We start from the raw sequence: 24,527 nt of genomic DNA on the forward strand, positions 1-24,527 counted from the left end.
ATGTATGCTCATGCTCGCTGTCGCCGCAGGGGAATCCGGTGCGAATCCGGAACTGTCCCGCAACGGTGTACTTGCGCGTGTTTGCGCGCGAGCCGAGTCCGAGCACCTGCCGACAGTGCGCCCGGCCGTCCGGTTCGGGTGCCCTGACGTCCGGGCCTCGTGGAGTGGGCCGGTGGACGCGACGCCCCCGTGCGCTCGTGTGCTGCTGCCTGCCCTCCCGCAGGGCCCCCTGCCGAGCGAGGGAGAGCCCCACGTGACCATCGCGCCAGCCGATCCGGCTTCAGCCGCCCTGGTTCCCGCCGTCGCGGCGACGGAGACCGACGATCCCGGTACCGCGTTGCTGCGGACCCTGACCGAGCTGACCGCCGACCTCCCCGACGCCGACCCGGGCCGGGTCGCCGCCGCCGCGCTGCGCGGCCGGTCCGCTCGGGGGGCCTTCGACGAGGTCACCGCAGAGCTGCGCGAGCTGGCCACGGAGGCGGCCGCAGGCCTCATCTCCGAGGACCCCGCCTACTCGAAGCTGGCCGCCCGCCTGCTGGCGATCGGTATTCGGGCCGAGGCCGCCTCCCAGGGCGTCACCACGTTCACGGAGTCCATCGCCGTGGGCCACCGGGAGGGCCTCGTCGCCGACCGTACGGCGGAGTTCGCGCGGGTCCACGCCGCGCGCCTCGACGCCCTCGTCGACCCGGCCGCCGACGACCGCTTCGGCTACTTCGGCCTGCGCACCCTCCACAGCCGCTACCTCCTCCGGCACCCGATCACCCGCAAGGTCGTCGAGACGCCCCAGCACTTCATGCTGCGTGTCGCCTCCGGCCTCGCCGAGGACGACAGCCCCCGCTCCGTCGACGAAGTCGCCGCGCTCTACGGGCTCATGAGCCGCCTCGACTACCTCCCCTCCTCCCCCACGCTCTTCAACTCCGGCACCCGGCACCCCCAGATGTCGTCCTGCTACCTCCTCGACTCCCCCCTGGACGAGCTGGACTCCATCTACGACCGCTACCTCCAGGTGGCCCGCCTCTCGAAGCACGCCGGCGGCATCGGGCTGTCGTACTCCCGTATCCGCTCCCGGGGTTCGCTGATCCGGGGCACGAACGGGCACTCCAACGGCATCGTCCCGTTCCTGAAGACGCTCGACGCCTCGGTCGCCGCCGTGAACCAGGGCGGTCGGCGCAAGGGCGCAGCCGCGGTCTATCTGGAAACCTGGCACTCCGACATCGAGGAGTTCCTGGAGCTGCGCGACAACACGGGCGAGGACGCCCGGCGGACGCACAACCTGAACCTGGCGCACTGGATCCCGGACGAGTTCATGCGCCGGGTGAACGCCGACGAGCAGTGGTCGCTGTTCTCCCCGTCCGACGTGCCCGAACTGGTCGACCTGTGGGGCGAGGAGTTCGACGACGCGTACCGCGAGGCGGAGGCGAAGGGGCTGGCGAAGAAGACCATCCCGGCCCGCGACCTGTACGGCCGCATGATGCGCACGCTCGCGCAGACCGGCAACGGCTGGATGACCTTCAAGGACGCCGCGAACCGCACCTCCAACCAGACGGCCCTGGGCGGTGTGATCCACTCCTCCAACCTCTGCACGGAGATCCTGGAGGTCACGGACGACGGGGAGACGGCGGTCTGCAACCTGGGGTCGATCAACCTCGGCGCCTTCGTGAACGGCGGGGACATCGACTGGGAGCGCCTGGACGAGACGGTCCGCACGGCCGTCACCTTCCTCGACCGCGTCATCGACATCAACTTCTACCCCACCGAGCAGGCGTCCCGGTCCAACGCCAAGTGGCGTCCCGTCGGCCTCGGTTGCATGGGCCTGCAGGACGTCTTCTTCAAGCTGCGGCTGCCCTTCGACTCCGCCGAGGCGAAGGCCCTGTCCACCCGGATCGCGGAGCGCATCATGCTCGCCGCGTACGAGACGTCCGTCGATCTCGCCATGGGCCGCGGCTACCACCCGACGTTCGAGCGCACCCGTGCAGCCCAGGGCTGGCTGCAGCCGGACCACTACGACGTCGAGCTGACCTGGCCAGAGCGCTGGGAAGCGCTCCGCGACGAAATGGCGATCGGCGGCCTGCGCAACTCCCTGCTCATCGCCATCGCGCCGACTGCCACCATCGCCTCGATCGCGGGCGTGTACGAGTGCATCGAGCCGCAGGTGTCCAACCTGTTCAAGCGAGAGACGCTGTCCGGCGAGTTCCTCCAGGTCAATCCCTATCTGGTGCAGGACCTGAAGGACCTCGGTGTCTGGGACGCCCGCACCCGTGAGGCGCTGCGCGACGCGAACGGTTCGGTGCAGGACTTCGCGTGGATCCCCGAGGAGGTACGGGCGCTGTACCGCACGGCCTGGGAGATCCCGCAGCGCGCCCTGATCGACATGGCCGCCGCCCGCACCCCGTTCCTGGACCAGGCCCAGTCCCTGAACCTCTTCATGGAGACGCCGACCATCGGCAAGCTCTCCTCGATGTACGCGTACGCCTGGAAGTCGGGGCTGAAGACGACGTACTACCTGCGTTCGCGCCCGGCGACCCGCATCGCCCGCGCGGCCCAGGCCACTGTCCCCGTGCAGCAGACCGCAGACCCCGAAGCGGTCGCCTGCTCCCTTGAGAACCCCGAGTCCTGCGAGGCCTGCCAATGATGTCCAGCACCCAGAATCTCCTCGACCCCGGCTTCGAGCTGACTCTCCGCCCGATGCGCTACCCGGACTTCTACGAGCGCTACCGGGACGCGATCAAGAACACCTGGACCGTCGAGGAGGTCGACCTCCACTCGGACGTCACCGACCTGGCGAAGCTCAGCCCCGCCGAGCAGCACCTGATCGGCCGACTGGTGGCGTTCTTCGCGACGGGCGACTCGATCGTCGCGAACAACCTGGTCCTGACGCTGTACAAGCACATCAACTCCCCCGAGGCGCGGCTCTACTTGAGCCGTCAGCTCTTCGAGGAGGCCGTCCACGTCCAGTTCTATCTGACGCTGCTGGACACCTACCTCCCCGACCCGGAGGACCGTACGGCAGCCTTCGCCGCCGTCGAGAACATCCCCTCCATCCGGGAGAAGGCCGAGTTCTGCTTCACATGGATGGACTCGGTGGAGAAGCTGGACCGGCTGGAGTCCAAGGCCGACCGGCGTCGCTTCCTGCTCAATCTGATCTGCTTCGCCGCGTGCATCGAGGGCCTGTTCTTCTACGGCGCCTTCGCGTACGTCTACTGGTTCCGCAGCCGGGGCCTGCTGCACGGTCTGGCCACCGGCACCAACTGGGTGTTCCGCGACGAGACGATGCACATGAGCTTCGCCTTCGACGTGGTCGACACCGTCCGCAAGGAGGAGCCGGACCTCTTCGACGACGAGCTTCAGCAGCAGGTGACGGACATGCTGCGGGAGGCAGTCGAGGCCGAGCTGCAGTTCGCGCGCGACCTGTGCGGTGACGGCCTCCCGGGCATGAACACCGACTCGATGCGGCAGTACCTGGAGTGTGTCGCCGATCAGCGTCTGACGCGCCTCGGCTTCGCTCCGGTGTACGGCTCCGAGAACCCCTTCTCCTTCATGGAGCTGCAGGGCGTTCAGGAGTTGACCAACTTCTTCGAGCGGCGTCCGTCGGCGTACCAGGTGGCGGTGGAGGGCACCGTCGACCTGGACGAGGACTTCTGAGCCGACCGAGTCGTGGCCGCGGCGGAGTTCGCCGCCTCCTTGCGGGCCTCCTGGGCCTCCCTGATCTGACGGTCGATGCGCCGGTCGTGCACGATCCCGATCACTGACGGGAGGACCAGGAGGACGAACATGCCGAGAACGACGAGCATGGCGATCAGTGCTTCTGTCTGTGCGGTAGTCATGACACCACTGTCGATCCGGACACCCCTGACAGAAAGTGGCAGGACTGCCGTAGACCCTCGATTTACTGCCACTGCCGAGGCACACTTGGCGGCATGCTGAAGAACGTCGCCGCCGTCCTCCTCGACGGCGTGCACCCCTTCGAACTCGGCGTCGTCTGCGAGGTGTTCGGCCTCGACCGGAGCGACGAGGGCCTGCCGGTGTACGACTTCGCCGTGGTCTCGGCGGAGGGTCGGGCGCTGAGCACCCACGTCCCCGGCTTCACGGTGTCGACCCCGTACGGCCTCGAGCGCCTGGAGGAGGCGGACCTGATCGCCGTACCGGCCTCGGACAGGCACGTCACCCGTGACTGTCCACCCGAGTTGCTCGACGCCCTGCGCCGGGCCGTCGACCGAGGCGCCCGGGTGCTCAGCGTCTGCTCCGGAGTCTTCGTGCTGGGCGCGGCCGGGCTGCTCGACGGGCGGCACTGCGCCGCTCACTGGCGGCACGCCGAGATACTGGCCCGGCGTTTTCCGCGGGCGATCGTCGAACCGGACGTGCTGTACGTGGACGCCGACCCGGTGATCACCTCGGCGGGTACCGCGGCCGGTATCGACGCCTGTCTCCACATCGTCCGCAGGGAACAGGGCCCGGAGGTCGCCAACAAGATCGCGCGGCGCATGGTCGTACCACCGCACCGCGACGGCGGTCAGGCCCAGTACATCGAGCGGCCGCTGCCCCGCTCGCAGTGCGACACGGTCGGCGAGGTGCTGGCCTGGATGGAGCGCCACCTCGACGAGGAGGTCACCGTCGAGCAGCTCGCCGCCCGCGCCCATATGTCCCCGCGTACGTTCGCCCGCCGCTTCCAGCAGGAAACCGGGACCACCCCGTACCGCTGGATCCTGCGCCAACGGGTGCTGCTGGCCCAGCGGTTGCTGGAGGCGACGGACGAGACGATGGACACGATCGCCTGGCGCACCGGCTTCGGCACGGCGGCCGCCCTGCGCCATCAGTTCGTACGGTCACTGGGCACGACCCCCCAGGCCTACCGCAGGACGTTCCGGGGCCCGGAGGCCGCCTGAGCCGGGCCTGAGGACACGCGCCCCCGGTGTGGCCTCAGTCGTTCGCGACGACGGGGTACCGGGGCTCGTTCTCGGCCATCTGCCGCAGCGCGTCCTTGCGGTCGCGCTTGGACAGCCGGTCGATGTACAGGTAGCCGTACAGATGGTCGGTCTCGTGCTGCAGGCAGCGCGCGAAGTAACCGGTGCCGCGCACCTTGATCGGGTTGCCCTTCTCGTCCTGCCCGGTGACCTCGGCGTAGTCGGGGCGGGCGAGCGGCATGTACGCGGTCGGCACGGACAGGCATCCCTCGTTGCTGTCGTCCAACCGGCGCGTCTCGGCGGGCAGTTCGACCAGCTTGGGGTTGCAGACCACGCCGACGTGCCGGTTGCCCTCGTCGTCCGGGCAGTCGTACACGAACACCTTCAGATCGACGCCGATCTGGTTCGCGGCCAGGCCCACGCCCTCGGCGGTGCGCTGACTGGCGAACATGTCGTCCACCAGCTTCGCCAGCTCGTCGTCGAACTCGGTGACGTCCTTGCACTCCTTGTGCAGCACCGGGTTCCCGACGACCGTGATCGGCCGCGAGGTACCCCGCTCGCGGTACGCCTGCTCGCGCTCCTCGCAGTCCTCCGTGTCGACGACGAACCCCTCGTCATCGACGGGGAGCACGCCCACGTGCTGCTGATCGGTGTCCTGCTGAGCCATGACAGACGTACGCCTTCCTGAAAAAACCGGGGGTGAGTTGCTGATACAGGGTACGGGGATCCCGGGCCCCCGTAGGGGGCGCGGGTCTGTGTCAATGTGCGGCTCCGCCGCGTGGGCGCGACCAGCCCCCACCGGTCCGCAGTCGAACAACGACCTAACAAACCTCTTCCAAATCCCGCCAATCCCTGGAATCCGGGCTGTCGGCAACCCACCCGTCCAGCAACCCCCGAACCAGCGAAGCCGGCGCAGCCACCCCGCACTCCCGCTCCGGCGCCCACAACTGCCCGTCCGTGACATGCCCCAGCGGCCCGGGATGCCCCGGCTCACTGTGGTCATGCGGGTCCAGATGGTCCCCGTCGCCCTCATCGGACGGCATCCGGGACTCCGAGCACAGCCGGCACAACAGCCGCACCGACGACGACCAGTCCTCCGCCGCGAACCCGGCGTCGGCCGCGAGCCGCTCCAGCGCGTCCCGGTCCGCCTCGGTCGCCGCCTCCAGCAGCACCACCCAGGTCGGCACCGGCGACGGCGCCCACAGCTCGATCTCGTCGAACACCGGATACGCGTGCCCAGCGGCCGTGGTCCGCTCCCCGTGCGGAACCCCGTCGTGCAGGACGACCTCGCCCCAGCGCCGCCCGGAGGACGGCAGCGGAATGGAGAGCACCTCGATACGGGCGGGGTCGAGCCGCCGCCCCCACACGACCTCGGCCTCACCCTCCGGCGACAGCCGTACGGCGGCGCTGCCCAGGTCCATGCCGACGGGCTCGCCGGAGGCGCTCGCGGCCCCGGGCACCCGCAGCCCGTACGCCTGCCAGGCGCGGCGGGCCAGCGGCCAGTCCTGCAGGGCTGTGGCGGCGATGCCCACGTTCCACCAGTCCGGCGCCCCCGTCTCGCGGTCGAGAAGTGCGACGGCCCGGAGGCCGGCCGCTCTGGCCTGCTCCCAGTCGTGCCGGAACTTGTGCAGCAGGGCGAGGTTGAACCAGGACTCGGACAGCCACGGCTCCAGATCCGCGGCACGTGTCAGCAGCGCGCCCGCGTCCTCGTACCGTCCGTCGCCGATCAGCGTGAACGCACGATCGGTGGCCTGCCGCCAGGAGGCGGAGGGCCGATGCCGTCCCTTGCCGAAGATCCTCACGATTCCCGCCTGCCAGTTACGGTTCCCGCCTGCCAGTTCCATTGGAGTGAGCCGGCCGTCGCCCCCCGGTACACCCTCTCCCTCGCATCCAACCACGGACGGAAGGAGAGTCGCTCATTACCCATGGGTTACCCACCCTCGACCCGGTCAGACCGCCCCACCCGTCGCCCACCACCCCTTGCCCAACCTCCCCGGGACCTCGCGCCGGAGGCCCTCCGGGAACCCTTGCCAGAGGCGCCCCGGCGCTAAACGCCCGAGACGCCCCGAGCTGCTCAGAGCTAGAGCTGGGCGCCCTGGGGTCCCGTCGCACTGCCCCGCTGCCGCATCAGCACCCTGGCCAGCGTTTCGACCACCTCCGGCTGATAGTCGCGGGCCGTTGCGAGCCGCAGTTCCTCCAGCGCCCTGAGCGGACCTCCGGGCCCCGCTGCCCGTGCCTTCTCCTCGTACGCGTTCACCGTCCGTATGATCCGGGCGCCGATCGGCTGGTCACGGTACGGGGCCGCCTGCCGTTCCACCACCACCGCGACCTCGTTGTCCACTCCGGTCTGCCGTACGACGGCGCCGCCCAGCAGCGCGATCCGGCGCTGTTCGGCCGCCGGCAGCCCGGTGGTGGCCCCGGCCGGCACGGGGTCGACGAGGCTCAGCTGCCCGATGTCGTGCATCAGTGCCGCGTACTCGAGCACGGTCAGCTGCGGCTCGCTGAGCCCCAGCTCCCGCCCCACCTCCCGGCTGAGCGCGGCCACGCGTCGGGCGTGCCCGGGCGGGGTGTACCCGGCGATCTCGGTGGCCCGGGCGAGCGAGGCGATGGTCTGCCGATATGTGGCCCGCACGGCCGCGTACCGCCGGAACGACAGCTGGGTCAGCAGCAGGGGAAGCGAGAAGACCGCCAACGCCCACAGGCCGACGACGCCGACCGCGAGGGCCATGACGACCCCGGTCGCGCACACCACGGACCCGATCCCGAGCAGCGCCCGCAGCTCGTCCCGCAGCAGCGGCCCGAACGGCCACCGCGTCCGCGCGTGCGCCATGGCCGCCGCCAGCAGGGCGTCGCACAGCACGGTCAGCACGAGCAGCGTGAGGAGCAACAGCACATGCGCGGCCCCGCTCCACTCCAACAGCCTGCCGCGGTGGTACAGCGGCTGGAAGCAGACGGCGGCGAAGGCGACGGTGAGCACCCGCCGGGTGAGGTGATCGACGGTCGCCCCGCACCCCCGGACAACATGCGGCACACACCCGAGCAGCGCGGCCACGGCGACGACCGCGACGACCTGGAGCACCCCGTGCTGCGACACCTGCCCCCCGCTCTGCCCCAGCAAGGCGTACGACAGCGCCCCGGCAATCCCGAGCGGCGCCGTCTCCCGCGCCTCCGCCCCGCTCCACCGCGACAGCTCGCCCACGACCACGAGCACACCGAAGGCGAGAGCGACACCGGGCTCGGCGAGACCGTGCCGGAGGGTGTGGGCCAGGGCGAGGAGGGTGAGGAGCACGGCGACGGAACGAAGGGCGACGAGAAAGCTCACGGGACCCGCCTCCCAGCGGCGTCCGCCTTCCTCCCATCCCCTTGCTCCGGTTCCACCCGCCCCGAGCCCGCCCGCCCCGCGTCCGCCTGTTCTACTGCCCTGTCGGCCCCGGACGACCGAGGTGGCGACACGTTTCCGCAGGGGTCGGCCGCGGCGGGGTCGGCCAGGGAGGGTTCGGCGGTCACCGTCGGATGCCAGCCGTACCGCCCGAGGGCCCGCCCCAGCGCCCCCACCATCACGGGGTCGAACTGGGCGCCCGCACACCGCTCCAACTCGGCGAGCGCGGCGGCGACCGGCCGGGCGCGCCGGTAGGACCGCGTCGAGGTCATCGCGTCGAAGGCGTCGGCCACCGCCACCACCCTCGCGAACTCCGGAATCTGGCTGCCCACCAGCCCGCACGGATAGCCGCTCCCGTCCAGCCGCTCATGGTGATGCAGCACCGCCGCCCGGGCCTCGCCGAGGAAGGAGATGCCGCGCACCATCTCGTGGCCGTACTCGGGATGCAGTTCGATGACCCGGCGCTCCTCCGGGGTGAGCGGCCCGTCCTTGCGGAGCAGCCGCGTGGGCACCCCCAGTTTCCCGACGTCGTGCAGGATCCCGGCGAAACGGAGCACCTCGGTCCGCTCGTCGTCCATGCCCAGTTCCCGCGCGATCATCATGGACGCCTGCCCGACCCGCTCGCTGTGGCCGCGGGTGTACCCGTCCTTGATGTCGACGGCCTGGACGAGCGCGCGAATGGTCGCCTGGTGCGCTGCCCGCTCCCGGTGGTACTGCGCGAACACCCAGCAGGACACGTACATCGGCAACAGGACGAGCAGCGCGGCGACGGGCCCGTACGGGCTGCGCCAGAGCACCGCCATCATCAGTCCGGCGAGCCCATGCACCGCGACGGGCGCCAGCGACCGCGGGAGGAGCCCCCGCCACGCGCCACGCCACGGCACCCGTTCGGCGAGCGCCAGGATCCCGCCGTCGAGCACGGTCAGCACCGCGCAGAACGCCAGCACGGCGGCCCCGGCCGGCAGCAACGCGTTCGGGAAGTCGGGGTCGACGACCGTGTCCCGGCCGCCCAACGCCCGGTGCACCCGGGAGGCGGCCCACACGGCGAGCACGAGCTGGGCCGCCCGCCACACGCGACGCAACCACCGCGGCCGCTGCTCGACCCGAGCGATCAACGCCCCCGGCACCGCCACGAGCGCGGCGACGGGCGGTGGCAGCAGAAACGCCCCGGCGAGCAGCACCGGGAAGAAGGACCCCATGCCCCTGGGCGCCCGGTGCCCCACGATCCGGCACCGGGTGATCTGCTCGCACCCGGCGTAGAGCACGGCGAGCAGGACCACCGCCCACCACGGAACACGGACCCCGGGCAACGGCGCGAGACACCCGAGGGCACCGACGGCGACACAAGCGACGTATACCCGCGCCCCCACCGGAACCGACCTCATGACACCTCTCCCGACATCCCTCCCGAGACACCCCTCCCGAGTCCAGGCTCCGGAGCCTAGGACGGGCGAGGTCGGGCAGAGACGGCTACGGCCGAATCGGTGGCGCCACGATGGCTGGATTAACTCCTTCGAGTGAAGTCATGTTCGAGTGCTCAACTACGCCACATCCGCCGCCAACACCTTGTTGAGCTGCTCCACAGTCGCCGGCGACTCCCTCTGGAACGCGGCGATGTCCAGCCCGTCGTCACCCATGACGGTGAGGAGGGTGCGCTCACCGACGGCTACGACGATGACGTGGCCGGCCCCGCACCGGACCACCACCTCACGGAGCGCGCCGGCACCGGACTGGTCGGCCATGCGGCGGCCGACGCCGAGCGTGGCGGCGGCGAGCGCGGCGATGGACTCGGGATGGACCTTGTCGACGTCGGCGACGACGAGGAGCCCGTCCACGGTGGACAGGACGCTCTCGGAGACGCCCAGCACCCGATCACGCAGCGAGGTCAGGATGCCGGTGAGCGATTCGGTCGATGCGTGTGCGGTCATGGGAACGTGCTCCTTGGTCCGGATCTCTGCGGTGGGTGGTGCGGTCCAAGCGTCGGATGGGTTCCGAGCGTCGGGTGGGTGCGGTCCGTGCGACTCAGTCGGACAGGTGCCGCTGGTCGGACTCGGGGAGCGCCCGCAGCCCGCGGCGGACGCGCCGCAGCATGTCGATGGAAGGTTGTTCGGCGAGGAGTTCCTCGGCCGACAGCAGGGACAGGGGCGGGAAGGGGGACGGCGGCGCGGCCGGGCTGTCCGACGCGTCGTTCCGCCCTGAAGTCCCTGTCGTGCCCCGCGTGGGTTTCCGCACGGGTAACGGTGGCTGTTCCGCGTCCGTGGCCCCGGGCTCGGCGGACCGTGGTGTGGACGGTGGTGGGGGTGAGGGTGCGGCGGGTGGTGCCGTGCGGTCGTCCGCCCCTGCTCGCGGAGCCGGGCTCCGCCGGGGACGCGCGGCCTTGGTACGGCGGCGGCGCTTGCGGGCCGGGTCTTCGTCTGAGCTCACTACCCGCCCCCGGCTCCGAGGTCTCCGGAGGGAAATCCCCCACCGGGTCTACGTCTGGGAAGAGGGCCCGCCCTCGGTGACAGCTCGTCGGCCGCCGTTTGAGGCGGCGCGACCCGGGGTGCGGTGCTGGGCCGGCCGTCGGGTGTCGTCCGGTTCTCCCACCGGACGGCCCCGAGCCTCTCCAGCCGGATCAGGTCGAGCATCACCGCGTAGAGTCCGCGCCCCCGGGCGAAGGCAATGTCGCGCGGGGTGCGGCGCCCGTTGGCGCTCTCGACGAGTTCGCGGTGACGCCGGGTCAGCCTGCCGTCGGCTTCCGGGTCCCGGCCGGGGACCGGTTCGGGCCGGACGCGGGCCAGTTCACCGGCGGGGCCCCACAGCCGGGACAGCAACGCCATGCGCCGGGTGGTCTCCTCGGCCAGCGGCCTCGGCTCAACGCCGGGCCGGGTGAGGAGTGTCGGCTCACGTTCGGTCAGCTCCCAGCCATCGGGCGGACTGGGCGCCATCGCGAAGGCCCCGTCGAAGACGGCCGCCGTGCAGACGACCTCCACTTCGGCGGCGCCGATCAGGTCCGCGGCCACCAGGCGCAGGTCCAGCCGGTCCAGGTCGGGCTCCGCCGCACACGCCGCCAGCCAGGCGTCGTCGTCGATCCGGCCCGAGGTGAGCAGCGTGGACACCGCGGTCGGCGAGCCCGGTGTCTCGATCGCGCCGATGAGGCCGTCGCGCAGGTGAATCGTGCCGCCCGGGCTACCGGAGACCCGTACCGTGCCGCTGAAACCCTCCTGGTGCAGAGCATGCAGGAGCGCCGGCACATTGCGCGCCGAGGGCGTCTTCACGCCAGCACCTCTCGGGCCCGGTCGCCGAGGCCGCGCAACGCCAGGGTGATGTTGGCCCGGTCCCGGTCGAGTCCGGCCGCCAGCAGCAGCGGATCGCCGGCCGACCGGTCCACGGAGAGCAGCACCTGATGGCGTCTCGTGCTGGTCATGACCACACTTTCCAACTCCCCCACGGCCCCCGCCGCGCCGAGCCGCTCGCAGATGAGGGCGGCGAGTTCGCAGGCCTCTGTGCCGGTCCCTGCCTGGGCGGCGTCTCCCGCCACGCCGTAGGTGAGTCCGGTCACGGCATCGATCAGGGCGACGCCGGTGACGCCGGGAGATTCGAGTAGCCGGTCCAGGGATGCCTGAAGCGCCGTAGCCCGTTCCCCCATTCGCCCTCCACGTTCACGTGCCGCACAGTACTTTGAACGCCAACTTCCACAACACGCAACAAAGTTGATGCTTGTGACCGCTGGGGTCACTCGCGTCGATCGTAGTTGGCCGGACAGTGACCGGTCAGCTTCACTGAGGAATTGGGGCAGCAATATGAACATCGAGACCGCACTCAAGGAAGCCATGGCGATCGACGGCGCGCTCGGCGTCGCGCTCGTCGACTACGAGAGCGGCATGTCGCTCGGCACCCTCGGCGGCGGGCCGCACCTCGACCTCGAACTCGCGGCGGCCGGCAACACCGAGGTCGTGCGCTCCAAGATGCGCACGCTGGCCTCGCTCGACATGAACGACGTGATCGAGGACATCCTGATCACGCTGGGCCGGCAGTACCACCTGCTCCGCCCGCTGACCAGCAGCAAGGGCTCGCTCTTCCTCTACCTCGCGCTGGACCGCAGCCGCAGCAACCTGGCGCTGGCCCGGCACGCCCTCAAGCGCATCGAGAACGGCCTCGAGGTCTGAGGGCTCCTACCCCGCCTGCCCGAAACGACTTGTGCCTGTTCTCCGACGGCCGGACGGCCCTTGGAGAACAGGCACAGAAACGGAATTAAGGATTCAGGCTTTCCGCGGCGCGGTCAGGATTCCTGCGGCGCGGTCAGGATTCCTGCGGCGTCGCCGGTCCGGCCGTCACATCGTGCTCGGGCACGGCCTGCCCGGACCGGATCAGATCGATCCGCCCCATCACCTTGGCCCGCAGGTCGGTCGGCACGTCATCCTGCCCACAACACCGCTTCACCAGCTTCTTGACGGCCTGTTCGAGCCCATACTTCTCCAGACAGGGCGAGCATTCCTCGAAGTGGTGCTCGAACTTGGTGCAGTCGGTGTCAGGCATCTCACGGTCGAGGAACTCGTAGAGATGATCGAGGATCTCGCTGCAATCCGTCTCATGCGGCTCTCCGCAGCTCATGAGCCCGAGCCTTTCGCTTCGTTCGACTCTCCGGCGCCGGCCGGGACCAGGCCCCGCTCACGGGCGTAGTCCTCCAACATGCCGCGCAGTTGACGGCGGCCCCGGTGCAGCCGGGACATCACCGTACCGATGGGTGTCCCCATGATGTCGGCGATCTCCTTGTACGCAAAGCCCTCGACATCGGCGAGATAGACGGCGATGCGGAACTCCTCGGGGATCGCCTGCAGCGCTTCCTTCACGTCCGAGTCGGGCAGGTGGTCGAGCGCCTGCGACTCGGCGGAGCGCAAGCCCGTCGACATGTGCGACTCGGCGCGCGCCAGCTGCCAGTCCTCGATCTCCTCGGCCGCACTGCGCTGGGGTTCGCGCTGCTTCTTGCGGTACGAGTTGATGAAGGTGTTGGTGAGGATGCGGTACAGCCAGGCCTTCAGATTGGTGCCCTCGCGGAACTGGTGGAAGGACGCGTACGCCTTCGCGTACGTCTCCTGCACCAGGTCCTCGGCGTCGGCCGGGTTGCGCGTCATGCGCAGCGCGGCCGAATACATCTGATCGAGGAATTCCAGAGCGTCCCGCTCGAAACGGGCGCTGCGGTCCGCGGCGGTCTCCGTGCCTTCGGGCTGCTCCGCCTGGCCGTGTTCGGTCCCTGCGTCGGTCCCAGTGACCGGACCCACCTCCTCCAGCGTCTGTGCGATACCGAGACCGGTACCACCAGAATCGGAGGATAGACGACGATCCACGCCCGCCGCCGCCCGAATAGAGCCGCGCTTGGCCGCGTGCAGCACCGTCCAGTCCAGGTCGGCGCGGCTGCTGCGGGTCGGGCAGGTGGTCGAACCCATGCGGCGGACTTCCTCTCCTACGAACGGCCAGCACGCTCTCGCGCTGTCTGATCCGCACAACAGAGGCCGGCCATGCGGCATTCCCGTTCTCCCACCGACTCCTTACCGAGTGACGCGTTCCACTCCCCTAACGGAGTGACGCGATCCACTCCACGACACCGTCGGTGATGACCTTCAGGGCCTCCTCCTGGTCGAGGGGCGCCCGCTTCGGCACGGCGAACCCGTGATCGCCGTACGGCACCTCCACCAAGCCGTACGACCCCTGTGGGAACTCCTCCGGCCGCCCGAACGGATCGTTCCCGCCCTGTACGACGAGCGTGGGCACCCCGGCCCCGAGCAGTTCGTCCGCACGGGACTTCTCCGGCTTGCCCGGCGGATGCAGCGGGAAGCTCAGCGCGAGTACGGCCGCCGCGCCCAGCTCCGTCGCCGTACGACAGGCCACCCGGGCCCCGGCGCTCCGCCCGCCCGCGATCACCGGCAGCCCCGGCTTCGTCAACGCGGGCCACAACCCCCGCCAGCCGACGTCCAGCGTCCTGGGGGCCGGCGCGAGCTTCTTCCCGGCCACCCGCCAGGGCTGCTCGACGAGCGCGACGGTCACACCGTGCGCCGGAAGCAGGGCGGCGAGGGCCTGAAGGTCACGCGCCTCGATCCCGCCGCCGGCGCCGTGGCCGACAGCCAGCACGAAATCGGCCCTCTCGGCCGCGCACCAAGTGACGCGGGCCGTACCCGCCTCGGTGTCGATCTCTTCTCTGATCCCGGTCACATCGGAAGTCGCTCTGGAAGTCACGCTAGAAGAGTGTGCCCTCCACGGGCCCCTCCAGCTCGTCGAGCAGCTCCGGGCTGTTGTTACGGACATTACTGACGGCCGTGGAGACGGGGTACGCGCGCATCAGACCGGCGGGCGGCGGTTCCAGCAGCCGGCGCAGGTCGTCGAGGTCCGTGCGGGCCGGGTCGAGCCAGGAGTCCCAGCGGTCGGGCGTGAGCATCAGCGGCATCCGGGGGTGGATCTCGGCCAACGTGTGCGGGCCGTGCTCCGGGGCCACGGCCAGCGGCGTCGACTCGGCCTCCGTCGTGATCACCGAGCAGGTGGCCCACCAGGCCTGCGGGTGGTCGTCCGGCAGCGTCCGGTCCCGCCAGAACTCGTACAACCCGGCCATCGCGAAGACGGACCCGTCTGCGGGGAGCACGAAGTACGGCTGCTTGCGCGGCCGCTTCTTCTTCCCCTCGACCTCCAGATCACGCTCCTGCTTGCCGGTGACCCACTCGTAGTAGCCGTCGGCGGGCAGGATGCAGCGCCGGGTGGCGAAGGCACGCCGGTACGACGGCTTCTCGTGGACCGTCTCGGCGCGCGCGTTGATCATCCGGGCGGCGCCCTCGGGATTCTTGGACCAGGACGGGACGAGCCCCCACTTCAGCTTGCGCAACTGGCGAACCGGTCTTTTGTCGTCGGCGTCCTTAAGAGGGCGGTCGAGAACCACGTAGACCTCCTTGGTGGGGGCCACGTTGTAGTCGGGCTCCAGGGTCTCTTCCGGCTCCCACTTCTCGATCTCAAAGATTCCTGCGAGATCCTCGGGCCTACGACTCGCCGCATACCGTCCGCACATGAGTGCCAGACTTCCACATCCGAAGCGACCCAAGGGAGCCACCACCGACAATGGAAAGCACCGCAGCCACCTCGCTCGCCTCCCTCTGGGACGAGCTCGTCGGCAGCCAGCCCGACCCCGACACCTGGGTCGTCATAGCCACCGCGGCCGTCGCGCTCGCCGCGATCGTCCCGCACGGTGTCTGGCGGCTCTCGCGCAACGCCATCACCATCGCGCACGAGGGCGGTCACGGCCTGATCGCGCTGCTCACCGGCCGCACCCTGACCGGCATCCGCCTCCACTCCGACACCAGCGGCCTCACGGTCAGCAGGGGCAAGCCCACCGGCCTCGGCATGATCCTCACCGCCGCGGCCGGCTACACCGCACCCCCGCTCCTGGGCCTCGGCGGCGCCGCCCTCCTCGGCTCCGGCCGCATCACCCTGCTCCTGTGGCTCGCCACGATCCTGCTGGTCGCCATGCTCGTCATGATCCGCAACGCCTACGGAGCCCTGACGGTGATCATCACCGGCGGCACCTTCGTGGTCGTCTCCTGGCTCGCCGGCCCCCAGGTCCAGGCGGCCTTCGCGTACACGGTGGTCTGGTTCCTCCTCCTCGGCGGAGTACGCCCGGCCTTCGAACTCCAGGCGAAGCGCAGGAGGGGCGGAGCGGGCGACTCGGACGCGGACCAACTCTCCCGCCTGACCCACGTACCGCCGCTGGCGTGGCTGCTGATGTTCCACGTGGTGTCACTGTGCTCGCTGCTGGGCGGGGGCCGCTGGCTGCTGAACTTGTGACCCCGGCTGCCCAAGGGGCGCGGGGCTGTATCCATGTGCGGCTCCGCCGCGATGGGGGTCCCCCCGCTCATGGGGGTCCCTCCCGCTCGAGCGAAGTCGAGAGTGGAGGAGAAGCCGAGAGTGGGGGAGAAGCCGAGAGTGGGGGAGCGACCAGCCACGAACAACCCGCACCCGCCCACGGCGATCACGAGGCACCCCCCAAGGCGAACCCCCACTATGGTTGGGACCATGGCCCCGAAAGACACCCACACCGCCCTCTGGCCCGCCCCGCGCGCGAGCGCAACCGTCGACGCGACGGTCCACGTCCCGGGGTCCAAGTCCGTGACCAACCGCGCCCTCGTCCTGGCGGCTCTCGCCAGCGAACCCGGCTGGCTCCGCCGCCCCCTCCGCTCCCGGGACACCCTCCTGATGGCGGCCGCGCTGCGCGCGATGGGCGTCGGCATCGAGGAAGGCGTCGGCCCCGACGGCACCGGCGAGGCCTGGCGCGTCCTCCCCACGGGCCTGCACGGCCCGGCCACCGTCGACGTCGGCAACGCCGGCACGGTCATGCGCTTCCTGCCCCCCGTGGCCGCCCTCGCCGACGGCCCCATCCGTTTCGACGGCGACCCGAGGTCGTACGAGCGCCCCCTGCACGGTGTGGTCGACGCCCTGCGTGTCCTCGGTGCCCGGATCGACGACGACGGCCGGGGCGCGCTGCCCCTGACCGTGCACGGCAGCGGCGCCCTCGACGGCGGTCCGGTGCGGATCGACGCGTCGTCGTCCTCCCAGTTCGTATCGGCGCTGCTGCTCTCCGCCCCGCGCTTCAACCAGGGCGTGGAGGTCCGCCACATCGGCTCGACGCTCCCCTCCATGCCGCACATCCGCATGACCGTGGACATGTTGCGCTCGGTCGGCGCGCAGGTGGACACCCCGGAGTCGGGCGGCGAGCCGAACGTCTGGCGCGTCACCCCGGGCGCCCTGCTCGGCCGCGACCTGACGGTCGAGCCGGATCTGTCGAACGCCCAGCCGTTCCTGGCGGCGGCCCTGGTGACCGGCGGCAAGGTGATCGTCCCCGACTGGCCCGCGCGCACCACCCAGCCCGGTGACCAGCTCCGCGAGATCTTCACCGAGATGGGCGGTTCCTGCGAACTGACCGAGTACGGGCTGGTGTTCACCGGCTCGGGCTCGATCCACGGCATCGACGTGGACCTCGGCGAGGTCGGCGAGCTGACCCCCGGCATCGCGGCGGTCGCCGCCCTCGCCGACTCCCCCTCGACCCTGCGCGGCGTCGCCCACCTCCGCCTCCACGAGACGGACCGCTTGGCCGCGCTCACCAAGGAGATCAACGAACTCGGGGGCGACGTCACCGAGACCGCCGACGGCCTCCACATCCGCCCGCGCCCACTGCACGGCGGCGTCTTCCACACCTACGACGACCACCGCATGGCCACCGCCGGCGCGATCATCGGCCTGGCCGTGGACGGTGTGCAGATCGAGAACGTGGCGACGACGGCCAAGACCTTGCCGGACTTCCCCGACCTGTGGACCGGGATGCTCGGGAAGAACTGACGGGCGGACCGGGATCATGCGCCGTTACGGCAAGCACACCGACGAGGACGACATCCGCAGCCGCCCGAACCGCAAGGGCAACCGTCCCCGTACGAACATCCGCCCGAAGCACGAGGACGCCGCCGAGGGCATGGTCCTCACCGTCGACCGCGGCCGCCTGACCTGCCTGGTCGAGGATCGCGTGGTCATGGCCATGAAGGCCCGTGAACTGGGCCGCAAGGCCGCGGTCGTCGGTGACACGGTCGCCCTCGTCGGCGATCTCTCCGGCAAGAAGGACACGCTCGCCCGCATCGTCCGCACCGCCGACCGCACGTCGGTGCTGCGCCGCACGGCGGACGACGACGACCCGTTCGAGCGCGTCGTCGTCGCCAACGCCGATCAGCTCGCGATCGTCACCGCCCTCGCCGACCCCGAACCCCGCCCCCGCCTGATCGACCGCTGCCTCGTCGCGGCGTACGACGGCGGCCTGGACCCCGTCCTGGTCCTGACCAAGTCGGATCTGGCCTCCCCCGACAAACTCCTGGAGCTCTACGGCGACCTCGACATCCCGTATGTCGTGACCAGCCGCGAGGAGCTGGAGACCGGCGGCGCCGCCGACCGCGTACGCGAACACCTCGACGGCAAGGTCACGGCGTTCGTCGGCCACTCTGGCGTGGGCAAGACAACCTTGGTGAACGCGCTCGTCCCCGAGGACCTACGCCGTACGACGGGCCATGTGAACGCCGTGACGGGCCGCGGCCGGCACACCACCACCTCGGCGTTGGCCCTCCCCCTGGCGGACTCCGACGGTGGCTGGGTGGTGGACACCCCGGGCGTACGGTCGTTCGGCCTCGCCCACATCGCCCCCTCCCGGGTCATCCACGCCTTCCCCGACCTGGAGTCGGGCACAGAGGGCTGTCCGCGTGCGTGCAGTCACGACGAGCCCGACTGCGCACTGGACCAATGGGTCGCGGACGGTCACGCGGACCCGGCCCGCCTTTACTCCCTGCGCAGGCTCCTCGCGACGCGCGAACGGCGGGAAGGCGACTGACCTCCGCGTTGTTTGCGCCCCCGTCCACCCGGTAAGTGCATAATCGCACCAAGTCGGATCCAGACGAGATCACCCGAAGCGGTCACGAAACGTGGGGACACGGGAGGACGAGACATGGCGTGGCTGCTGGTGGTCGTGGCCGGACTTCTGGAAACCGGATTCGCCGTCTGTCTGAAGCTCTCGCACGGCTTCACCAGACTCTGGCCCACCGTCGCCTTCTGTATTTTCGCTCTCGGCAGCTTCGGCCTGCTGACCCTGTCGCTGAAGAAGCTCGACGTCGGTCCCGCATACGCCGTCTGGACCGGCATCGGCGCGACGGGCACCGCGATCTACGGAATGATCTTCCTCGGCGACGTGGTCTCCACCCTGAAAATCGTCTCGATCTCACTGGTGATCGTGGGCATCGTGGGACTGCAACTATCGGGCGCGTCACACTAGTTCACTTTGACGACTGCTTCAGGACCGGCTCAGGGCCGGCTCAACTGGCGCGGCAGCGCGGTCCGTACGAGATCGGTGACCCCGCCCTCGCCCGGCGGTGCCGCCACACAGGACAGGGCGAGGCGGAGGGCGAGTTCGCAGAAGCGGGCCAGTTCCGCCGTGTCCGACTTGGGGGTGCCGGGCGGCGACAGCACGGCGACGGCCCGGTCGCGGACGAGGGCCACGAAGTCGGCGGGCGCGGGCAGCGGTCCGTCCGCGCGGCGTTGTGCGGGCACCGAGGAGGACGAGGGCACCGCCGAGAGCGTCGGCGAGGGCAGGCGTTCACTCCAGCAGCCGGTGAGCATGGCCCGCACGAGCGCGTTGTTCCGGGAGGCCGCCACGGTCCATTCGGCGGTCGCGGCCAGCCGGTCGCGGGAGTCCGCGGGCGTGGCCAGCGCCCGTTCGACGCCCGCCAGATAACCGTCCGCTTCCCTGCGGACCAGGGCCCGGGCGAGCCCTTCCTTGCTGCCGAACTCGTTGTACAGCGTCTGACGCGACACTCCGGCCACCGCCGCCACATCCACCATCCGCACGGCGGACCACGGCCGGCGCGCCAACGCCGTATAAGCGGCGTCCAACAAGGATTCCCGCGCTGCAGGCATCATCGCCTCCCTTGTGCGAGCGGGCGACTCTGGCCCTCACATTTGACGCGCACAAACCCACTGTCAAGAGTCCACGGCACCTCCTAGGGGCGCACACAAGCCAACACACGCGGCCCCCCGGCTCACGCGCCCGTCATAGCTGCGGGCGGTCGTGCCGATGGGGCGATGGGGGTACCACCTCCCGCCCAACGGCCACCCGTCCCCCCGGCCCCCTGTAGCCCCGCACCGACCTCGACAGATAGCGTTCGCCACATGGCCGACTACCTCGACGACCTCCGCTTCGCCCACGTCCTCGCGGACGCCGCCGACGCGACCACGATGTCCCGCTTCAAGGCCCTCGACCTCAAAGTCGAGACGAAGCCCGACATGACGCCGGTGAGCGAGGCCGACAGGGCCGCCGAGGAACTCATCCGCGGCCAACTCCAGCGCGCCCGCCCCCGCGACGCAGTCCTCGGCGAGGAGTACGGCATCGAGGGCACAGGCCCCCGCCGCTGGGTCATCGACCCCATCGACGGCACCAAGAACTACGTCCGCGGAGTCCCCGTCTGGGCCACCCTGATCTCCCTGATGGAGGCGGGCGAAGGAGGCTACCAGCCCGTCGTCGGCGTGGTCTCCGCGCCCGCCCTGGGCCGCCGCTGGTGGGCGGCGAAGGGCCACGGCGCCTTCAGCGGCCGCAGCCTCAGTTCGGCCTCCCGCCTCCACGTCTCACGCGTCGCGAAGCTGACGGACGCCTCGTTCGCGTACTCCTCCCTCAGCGGCTGGGAGGAGCGCGGCCACCTGGGCGGCTTCCTGGACCTGACCCGCGAGGTGTGGCGCACGCGCGCGTACGGCGACTTCTGGCCGTACATGATGGTCGCCGAGGGCTCCGTCGACATCTGCGCCGAACCCGAGCTGTCCCTCTGGGACATGGCCGCCAACGCGATCATCGTCACCGAGGCGGGCGGCACCTTCACCGGCCTCGACGGCCGCCCGGGCCCGCACAGCGGCAACGCGGCGGCCTCGAACGGCCTGCTCCACGACGAACTGCTGGGGTATCTGAACCAGCGTTACTGAACCGGCCCCGCTGATACCGCCGATACGGCCGATACCGTCGTAGCGCACGGGGCCCCGGAGTGCTCCCGGGGCGCCCCGAACTGACCACGCGCGCCCCCTTGTTGACCTCCGCTTTGCCTGCCACATTGAGAGTCCCCCCACTTGTGAACTTGTGCAGTGCTCAACAGGCGCCTCCGGTGCCGGGCCTGGACTGTCCACCGTCGGGGTTCCCTAGGAGGTGGCTGTATTCCATGCTCGTCCGCGACGCCATGACCACCGTGGTCCTGACCATCGGCCCCGACCACACACTCCGCCAGGCCGCAGCCCTGATGTCCGCACGCCGGGTCGGCGCGGCGGTGGTCCTCGACCCCGACGCCGGCGGACTCGGCATACTGACCGAACGCGACGTCCTCAACTCCGTAGGCCTGGGCCAGAGCCCGGACACCGAGCGGGCCCACGCCCACACCACCACCGACGTCGTGTTCGCGACGCCGTCCTGGACGCTGGAGGAGGCGGCGCGCGCCATGACGCACGGCGGTTTCCGCCACCTCATCGTGCTCGACCAGGGCGCCCCCATCGGCATCGTCTCGGTTCGCGACATCATCCGCTGCTGGGCTCCGGCGCGACAGCACGCGACGGCCTAGCGACTTTTGGACAAAGTCCAGGTCGAGCCTAGCTCTAAAGTCACACCTGATCGGATTCTGTTTGCCTTGCTGTTAGGCTGTCCGGTATGAGTGACCTTCTGGAACGGCTGCGCGGACGCGGATGGCGTATGACCGCGCAGCGGCGCGTCGTGGCCGAGGTCCTCGACGGCGAACACGTCCATCTGACGGCCGACGAGGTGCACGCGCGGGCTGTCGCCAAGCTGCCCGAGATCTCCCGGGCGACGGTCTACAACACGCTGGGTGAGCTGGTCTCCCTCGGCGAGGTGCTCGAGGTCGCCACGGACAAGCGCGCCAAGCGGTACGACCCCAACGCGCACCGCCCGCACCACCACCTGGTCTGCGCCGAGTGCGGCACGATCCGCGACGTCCACCCCACGGGCAACCCCCTCGCCGACCTCCCCACCTCCGAGCGCTTCGGCTTCACCGTCTCGGACGTCGAGGTCACCTACCGCGGCGTCTGCCCCACCTGCGCGACGCGATAGCCGAAACGCCTACCCACGACAAAACCCCCGACGCCAACCCGCCGGGGGTTTTCCAGTGACCGGACCGACCACACAACAAACCGAGGGCCCGGAACCTCATCGGTCCCGGACCCTCGGCCATCAGTAGCGGGGACAGGATTTGAACCTGCGACCTCTGGGTTATGAGCCCAGCGAGCTACCGAGCTGCTCCACCCCGCGTCGGTGAAATGAACACTACGTCAACGCCGCCGACCAGCGCAAATCACTTCTGTTCGTACTGCCGGCAATCGTGCCGCTGGGGCGATGGGGGGTGTCCCCCTCAAGCCCCGGCCCGGCGCAGCCCTCACGCCGACAGTTCATCCCGCAGCGCGTCCCGCAACCGCGCCGCCCGCTCCGCAACCTCCGCCGGCCCGAGCGACACGGCCCGATCGGCCCACCGCTGTCCCTCCACCAGCTCCCCCCGACGCGCGTAGACGAGGGCAAGCCGGAGAGCCGCCCGTCCATGCCCCGCATCGGCGGCCCGAGCCCACCACATCGCGGCCTCCGGCTCACTCCCCTCGCGGGCGAGCAGCAGCCCCAGATTGAACGCCCCGTTCCGAGACCCGGCCTCCGCCGCGACCCGGTACCACCGAGCCGCCTCGACGACGTCTCCCCGCCCGGCCGCGAGCATCCCGACCCTCACCTGCGCCCGCCGATGCCCCTGGGACGCGGCCCGCTCGTACCACTCCTCGCACTCGTTCTTCTCCCGCACCGGCTCCCCCAGCTCATGCGCGGGCGCGGGCGGCCGTCGCGCGTCGAGCACCGCGGCCAGCCGGTACGCGGCCTCCGCGCTGCCCCCGCCGGCGGCGCACCGCAGATGCCGCTCCGCGGCCCGCTCGTCGCCGTCCCGCAGCCGCGCGATGGCGACCTGGAGCGCCGCCTCGGTGTGCCCGGCGGCAGCGGCCCGCTCGTACCAGACGAGCGCGGTCACGTCGTCGCCCCGCCCGGCGTGCAGGATGCCGAGGTTGAAGGCGGCGTCCACGCTGCCGGACTCGGCAGCCTTGGAGAACCACGGCTCGGCCCCGGCCGCGTCGCCGACCTGGAGCAGCAGAATGGCCAGCGCGTTCGCGGCCTCCCGGTGCCCGGCGTACGCGGCGCGCCGGTACCACTGCTCGGCCTGCGCGGTCCGCCCCTGCTCGGCGCAGAGCAGCCCGAGGTTGTACGCGCCGTTGACGTCACCGGCGTCCATCGCGGCCCGGTACCACCGCTCGGCGGTCTGCGTCTCCCCGCGCTCGGCGTGCAGCGCGCCAAGGGCGTTCGCCGCGTTGCCGTCGCCGTCCTGGGCGGCCCGCAGCCACCACACGGCGGCGCTCTCCGTGTCGCCCGCGTCCCGCAGCAGGAACCCGAGGGCGCACGCGGCGCGGGGCTCGCCGTCCTTGGCGGAGGTCAGGTACCAGCGCCCGGCCTCCTTGAGCTCCCCGCGCCGCTCCAGGATCGCCCCGAGGTGCAGCGCAGCCCGCCGGTGCCCACGTGCGGCGGCCTGGCGGTACCACTGCTCAGCTTCCTCGGCCGCGGTCACCCCGTCACCGTTGTCAGCCCCGCTCTCCCCCGCACGCCCGGCGGAACGACCTTCTCGTACAGCGGCATGCCCCTCCCGTACGGGTTCACGGCCCGCGCCCCCGATTTCAAGCGCCGCCCGTGCGATCCTGCGCCCCTCGCGCACGGCCGCACGCTCCTCGCGCTCGGCACGCTGGTCGAGGGCGCGCGCGAGCCGGTACGCGGCTTCGCGGTGCCCGCGCTCGGCTGCCGCCCGCATCCACTGTCCGGCGGCGGCATCGCTGCGGTGTTCAAGCAGATCGGCGAGCGCGTACGCCCCCAGTGCGTGCCCCTGCTCGGCGGACTGGCGCAGCCAGTACTCGGCGGCCGGTTCGTCACCGCGCTCTCGGTGGTGCCGGCCGAGCGCGTGCGCGGCGGCGGCGGAACCGGCGACGGCGGCGATCCGCCACCAACTGGCGGCCTCGTCGGCGTAGCCGCGCTGGTGCAGCAGAACACCCAAGTTGTTGGCGGCGGCACGGTCCCCGGCGGCGGTGGCGGCACGCAGATGGGGCTCGGCTCCATCGAGGTCGCCACGGCGCAGCAGCATGGCCCCCAGCACGCTCATCGCCTCGGCGTCACCGGCTTCGGCGGCGAGCCGCTGACGTGCCTCCTCGGCGGCGTCACCCGTCTCGTCCTCGCCTGCCGCACCCACGGAGTCGACCGACAGCCCGGACTCCTCGGGCAGCACAAGATCGGCAGGCAGCGCAAAGTCGACAGACTGCGCAAACCGCCCTGTCTCCAACAGAGTTGCCTTGTCCCCCATAACGTCCATCGTCGCACCACCTGCAACCTGGGTACACCTGGTATACCGCAGCCATTGAGGTCACTACAGCGTTTTGTCGACATGCCCACAGAGCGACAAGTCAAACACAGATTTCTCCACGTCCCCCGGCAACACGTCGAAGGCCCGGATCCTTTGGAGGATCCGGGCCTTCAACTTCAGTAGCGGGGACAGGATTTGAACCTGCGACCTCTGGGTTATGAGCCCAGCGAGCTACCGAGCTGCTCCACCCCGCGCCGTTGCTCGGCAACCGTATCACGGCGCGGGGTGGAG

26 protein-coding genes, 2 tRNA genes and 1 riboswitch are annotated in these 24,527 nt (G+C 70.7%); of the genes, 11 read left to right on the top strand and 17 right to left on the bottom strand.

What is annotated here, in order from left to right:
* Nucleotides 1-4 precede the first annotated feature (4 nt).
* A riboswitch (cobalamin riboswitch) is annotated at nt 5-128 on the top strand.
* Nucleotides 129-253: 125 nt separating this feature from the next.
* The gene (locus tag CES90_RS19560) at nt 254-2,632 is read left to right on the top strand and encodes a ribonucleoside-diphosphate reductase subunit alpha (RefSeq protein WP_189783895.1); all 2,379 of its coding nucleotides are present in this window, start codon (nt 254-256) and stop codon (nt 2,630-2,632) included.
* On the top strand, nt 2,629-3,642 hold the full coding sequence (locus tag CES90_RS19565) for a ribonucleotide-diphosphate reductase subunit beta (RefSeq protein WP_189783894.1): 1,014 nt from the start codon (nt 2,629-2,631) through the stop codon (nt 3,640-3,642). The genes CES90_RS19560 and CES90_RS19565 overlap by 4 nt, the downstream gene beginning before the upstream one ends.
* On the opposite strand, the gene CES90_RS19570 is transcribed toward CES90_RS19565, so the two are convergent.
* A complete protein-coding gene (locus CES90_RS19570) occupies nt 3,555-3,824 on the bottom strand; it encodes a hypothetical protein (RefSeq protein ID WP_189783893.1) in 270 nt (89 codons plus the stop codon). The genes CES90_RS19565 and CES90_RS19570 overlap by 88 nt on opposite strands.
* Nucleotides 3,825-3,917: 93 nt before the next feature.
* On the opposite strand from CES90_RS19570, the gene CES90_RS19575 reads away from it, so the two are divergent.
* Complete coding sequence (locus CES90_RS19575) at nt 3,918-4,883, top strand: GlxA family transcriptional regulator (protein WP_189783892.1); 966 nt, start codon at nt 3,918-3,920, stop codon at nt 4,881-4,883.
* Nucleotides 4,884-4,917: 34 nt separating this feature from the next.
* Here CES90_RS19575 and def read toward each other — a convergent pair whose 3' ends face one another.
* From def to CES90_RS19615, 8 genes are all read right to left on the bottom strand, one after another.
* Nucleotides 4,918-5,568 carry a peptide deformylase gene (gene def, locus CES90_RS19580; protein ID WP_189783891.1) on the bottom strand — a complete coding sequence of 217 codons (651 nt, stop codon included), beginning with the start codon at nt 5,566-5,568 and terminating at the stop codon, nt 4,918-4,920.
* A gap of 154 nt (nt 5,569-5,722) precedes the next feature.
* Nucleotides 5,723-6,703, bottom strand: coding sequence for a tetratricopeptide repeat protein (locus CES90_RS19585; protein ID WP_149829382.1), 981 nt, complete (start codon nt 6,701-6,703; stop codon nt 5,723-5,725).
* Between the two features lie 278 nt (nt 6,704-6,981).
* Entirely contained in the window at nt 6,982-8,223 is a 1,242-nt protein-coding gene (locus CES90_RS19590) for an HD-GYP domain-containing protein (RefSeq protein ID WP_189783890.1), read from the bottom strand.
* Complete coding sequence (locus CES90_RS19595) at nt 8,220-9,665, bottom strand: HD-GYP domain-containing protein (protein ID WP_189783889.1); 1,446 nt, start codon at nt 9,663-9,665, stop codon at nt 8,220-8,222. Before CES90_RS19595 ends, CES90_RS19590 begins: the two co-directional genes overlap by 4 nt.
* Before the next feature lie 156 nt (nt 9,666-9,821).
* The gene (locus CES90_RS19600; protein ID WP_189783888.1) at nt 9,822-10,208 is read right to left on the bottom strand and encodes a roadblock/LC7 domain-containing protein; all 387 of its coding nucleotides are present in this window, start codon (nt 10,206-10,208) and stop codon (nt 9,822-9,824) included.
* 94 nt (nt 10,209-10,302) lie between these two features.
* A complete protein-coding gene (locus tag CES90_RS19605) occupies nt 10,303-10,512 on the bottom strand; it encodes a hypothetical protein (RefSeq protein WP_189783887.1) in 210 nt (69 codons plus the stop codon).
* Nucleotides 10,513-10,703: 191 nt separating this feature from the next.
* Nucleotides 10,704-11,537: a hypothetical protein gene (locus tag CES90_RS19610; RefSeq protein ID WP_189783886.1), complete on the bottom strand. Its 834-nt coding sequence runs from the start codon at nt 11,535-11,537 to the stop codon at nt 10,704-10,706.
* Nucleotides 11,534-11,908, bottom strand: coding sequence for a hypothetical protein (locus CES90_RS19615; RefSeq protein WP_229913917.1), 375 nt, complete (start codon nt 11,906-11,908; stop codon nt 11,534-11,536). The genes CES90_RS19610 and CES90_RS19615 overlap by 4 nt, the downstream gene beginning before the upstream one ends.
* Nucleotides 11,909-12,062: 154 nt before the next feature.
* On the opposite strand from CES90_RS19615, the gene CES90_RS19620 reads away from it, so the two are divergent.
* Entirely contained in the window at nt 12,063-12,428 is a 366-nt protein-coding gene (locus tag CES90_RS19620; protein ID WP_189783885.1) for a hypothetical protein, read from the top strand.
* A gap of 133 nt (nt 12,429-12,561) precedes the next feature.
* Here the strand turns inward: CES90_RS19620 and rsrA are convergent, their stop codons facing one another.
* From rsrA to CES90_RS19640, 4 genes are all read right to left on the bottom strand, one after another.
* Nucleotides 12,562-12,873, bottom strand: coding sequence for a mycothiol system anti-sigma-R factor (gene rsrA / locus CES90_RS19625; RefSeq protein WP_189783884.1), 312 nt, complete (start codon nt 12,871-12,873; stop codon nt 12,562-12,564).
* Nucleotides 12,870-13,541 carry an RNA polymerase sigma factor SigR gene (gene sigR, locus CES90_RS19630; protein ID WP_189783991.1) on the bottom strand — a complete coding sequence of 224 codons (672 nt, stop codon included), beginning with the start codon at nt 13,539-13,541 and terminating at the stop codon, nt 12,870-12,872. The genes rsrA and sigR overlap by 4 nt, the downstream gene beginning before the upstream one ends.
* 292 nt (nt 13,542-13,833) lie before the next feature.
* Entirely contained in the window at nt 13,834-14,493 is a 660-nt protein-coding gene (locus CES90_RS19635) for an alpha/beta hydrolase family protein (protein WP_229913916.1), read from the bottom strand.
* Nucleotide 14,494: 1 nt separating this feature from the next.
* Nucleotides 14,495-15,310, bottom strand: a complete 816-nt coding sequence (locus CES90_RS19640) for an SOS response-associated peptidase (RefSeq protein WP_189783883.1) — start codon at nt 15,308-15,310, stop codon at nt 14,495-14,497.
* Nucleotides 15,311-15,360: 50 nt separating this feature from the next.
* On the opposite strand from CES90_RS19640, the gene CES90_RS19645 reads away from it, so the two are divergent.
* From CES90_RS19645 to CES90_RS19660, 4 genes are all read left to right on the top strand, one after another.
* The gene (locus CES90_RS19645) at nt 15,361-16,083 is read left to right on the top strand and encodes a M50 family metallopeptidase (protein ID WP_189783882.1); all 723 of its coding nucleotides are present in this window, start codon (nt 15,361-15,363) and stop codon (nt 16,081-16,083) included.
* 228 nt (nt 16,084-16,311) lie between these two features.
* Complete coding sequence (gene aroA, locus CES90_RS19650) at nt 16,312-17,631, top strand: 3-phosphoshikimate 1-carboxyvinyltransferase (protein ID WP_189783881.1); 1,320 nt, start codon at nt 16,312-16,314, stop codon at nt 17,629-17,631.
* A gap of 16 nt (nt 17,632-17,647) precedes the next feature.
* Nucleotides 17,648-18,661, top strand: coding sequence for a ribosome small subunit-dependent GTPase A (gene rsgA / locus CES90_RS19655; protein WP_189783880.1), 1,014 nt, complete (start codon nt 17,648-17,650; stop codon nt 18,659-18,661).
* Nucleotides 18,662-18,775: 114 nt separating this feature from the next.
* On the top strand, nt 18,776-19,099 hold the full coding sequence (locus CES90_RS19660) for a DMT family transporter (protein WP_189783879.1): 324 nt from the start codon (nt 18,776-18,778) through the stop codon (nt 19,097-19,099).
* A 29-nt stretch (nt 19,100-19,128) separates the two neighbouring features.
* On the opposite strand, the gene CES90_RS19665 is transcribed toward CES90_RS19660, so the two are convergent.
* Complete coding sequence (locus tag CES90_RS19665; RefSeq protein WP_189783989.1) at nt 19,129-19,740, bottom strand: TetR/AcrR family transcriptional regulator; 612 nt, start codon at nt 19,738-19,740, stop codon at nt 19,129-19,131.
* A gap of 252 nt (nt 19,741-19,992) precedes the next feature.
* Here CES90_RS19665 and hisN point away from each other — a divergent pair, with 252 nt between their 5' ends.
* The 3 genes from hisN to CES90_RS19680 all read left to right on the top strand — a co-directional run bounded on the left by hisN (nt 19,993) and on the right by CES90_RS19680 (nt 21,919).
* Entirely contained in the window at nt 19,993-20,793 is an 801-nt protein-coding gene (gene hisN / locus CES90_RS19670) for a histidinol-phosphatase (RefSeq protein WP_189783878.1), read from the top strand.
* 230 nt (nt 20,794-21,023) lie between these two features.
* Nucleotides 21,024-21,416, top strand: a complete 393-nt coding sequence (locus CES90_RS19675; RefSeq protein WP_189783877.1) for a CBS domain-containing protein — start codon at nt 21,024-21,026, stop codon at nt 21,414-21,416.
* 86 nt (nt 21,417-21,502) lie between these two features.
* Nucleotides 21,503-21,919, top strand: coding sequence for a Fur family transcriptional regulator (locus tag CES90_RS19680; RefSeq protein ID WP_189783876.1), 417 nt, complete (start codon nt 21,503-21,505; stop codon nt 21,917-21,919).
* A 124-nt stretch (nt 21,920-22,043) separates the two neighbouring features.
* On the opposite strand, the gene CES90_RS19685 is transcribed toward CES90_RS19680, so the two are convergent.
* The 3 genes from CES90_RS19685 to CES90_RS19695 form a co-directional block, all read right to left on the bottom strand.
* Nucleotides 22,044-22,117: transfer RNA gene (locus tag CES90_RS19685), tRNA-Met, on the bottom strand.
* Nucleotides 22,118-22,241: 124 nt separating this feature from the next.
* Nucleotides 22,242-24,245, bottom strand: a complete 2,004-nt coding sequence (locus CES90_RS19690; RefSeq protein WP_189783875.1) for a tetratricopeptide repeat protein — start codon at nt 24,243-24,245, stop codon at nt 22,242-22,244.
* Nucleotides 24,246-24,416: 171 nt separating this feature from the next.
* A tRNA-Met gene (locus CES90_RS19695) sits at nt 24,417-24,490 on the bottom strand.
* Nucleotides 24,491-24,527 lie beyond the last annotated feature (37 nt).

It is taken from the genome of Streptomyces capitiformicae (assembly GCF_002214185.1).
GTDB lineage: Bacteria > Actinomycetota > Actinomycetes > Streptomycetales > Streptomycetaceae > Streptomyces > Streptomyces capitiformicae.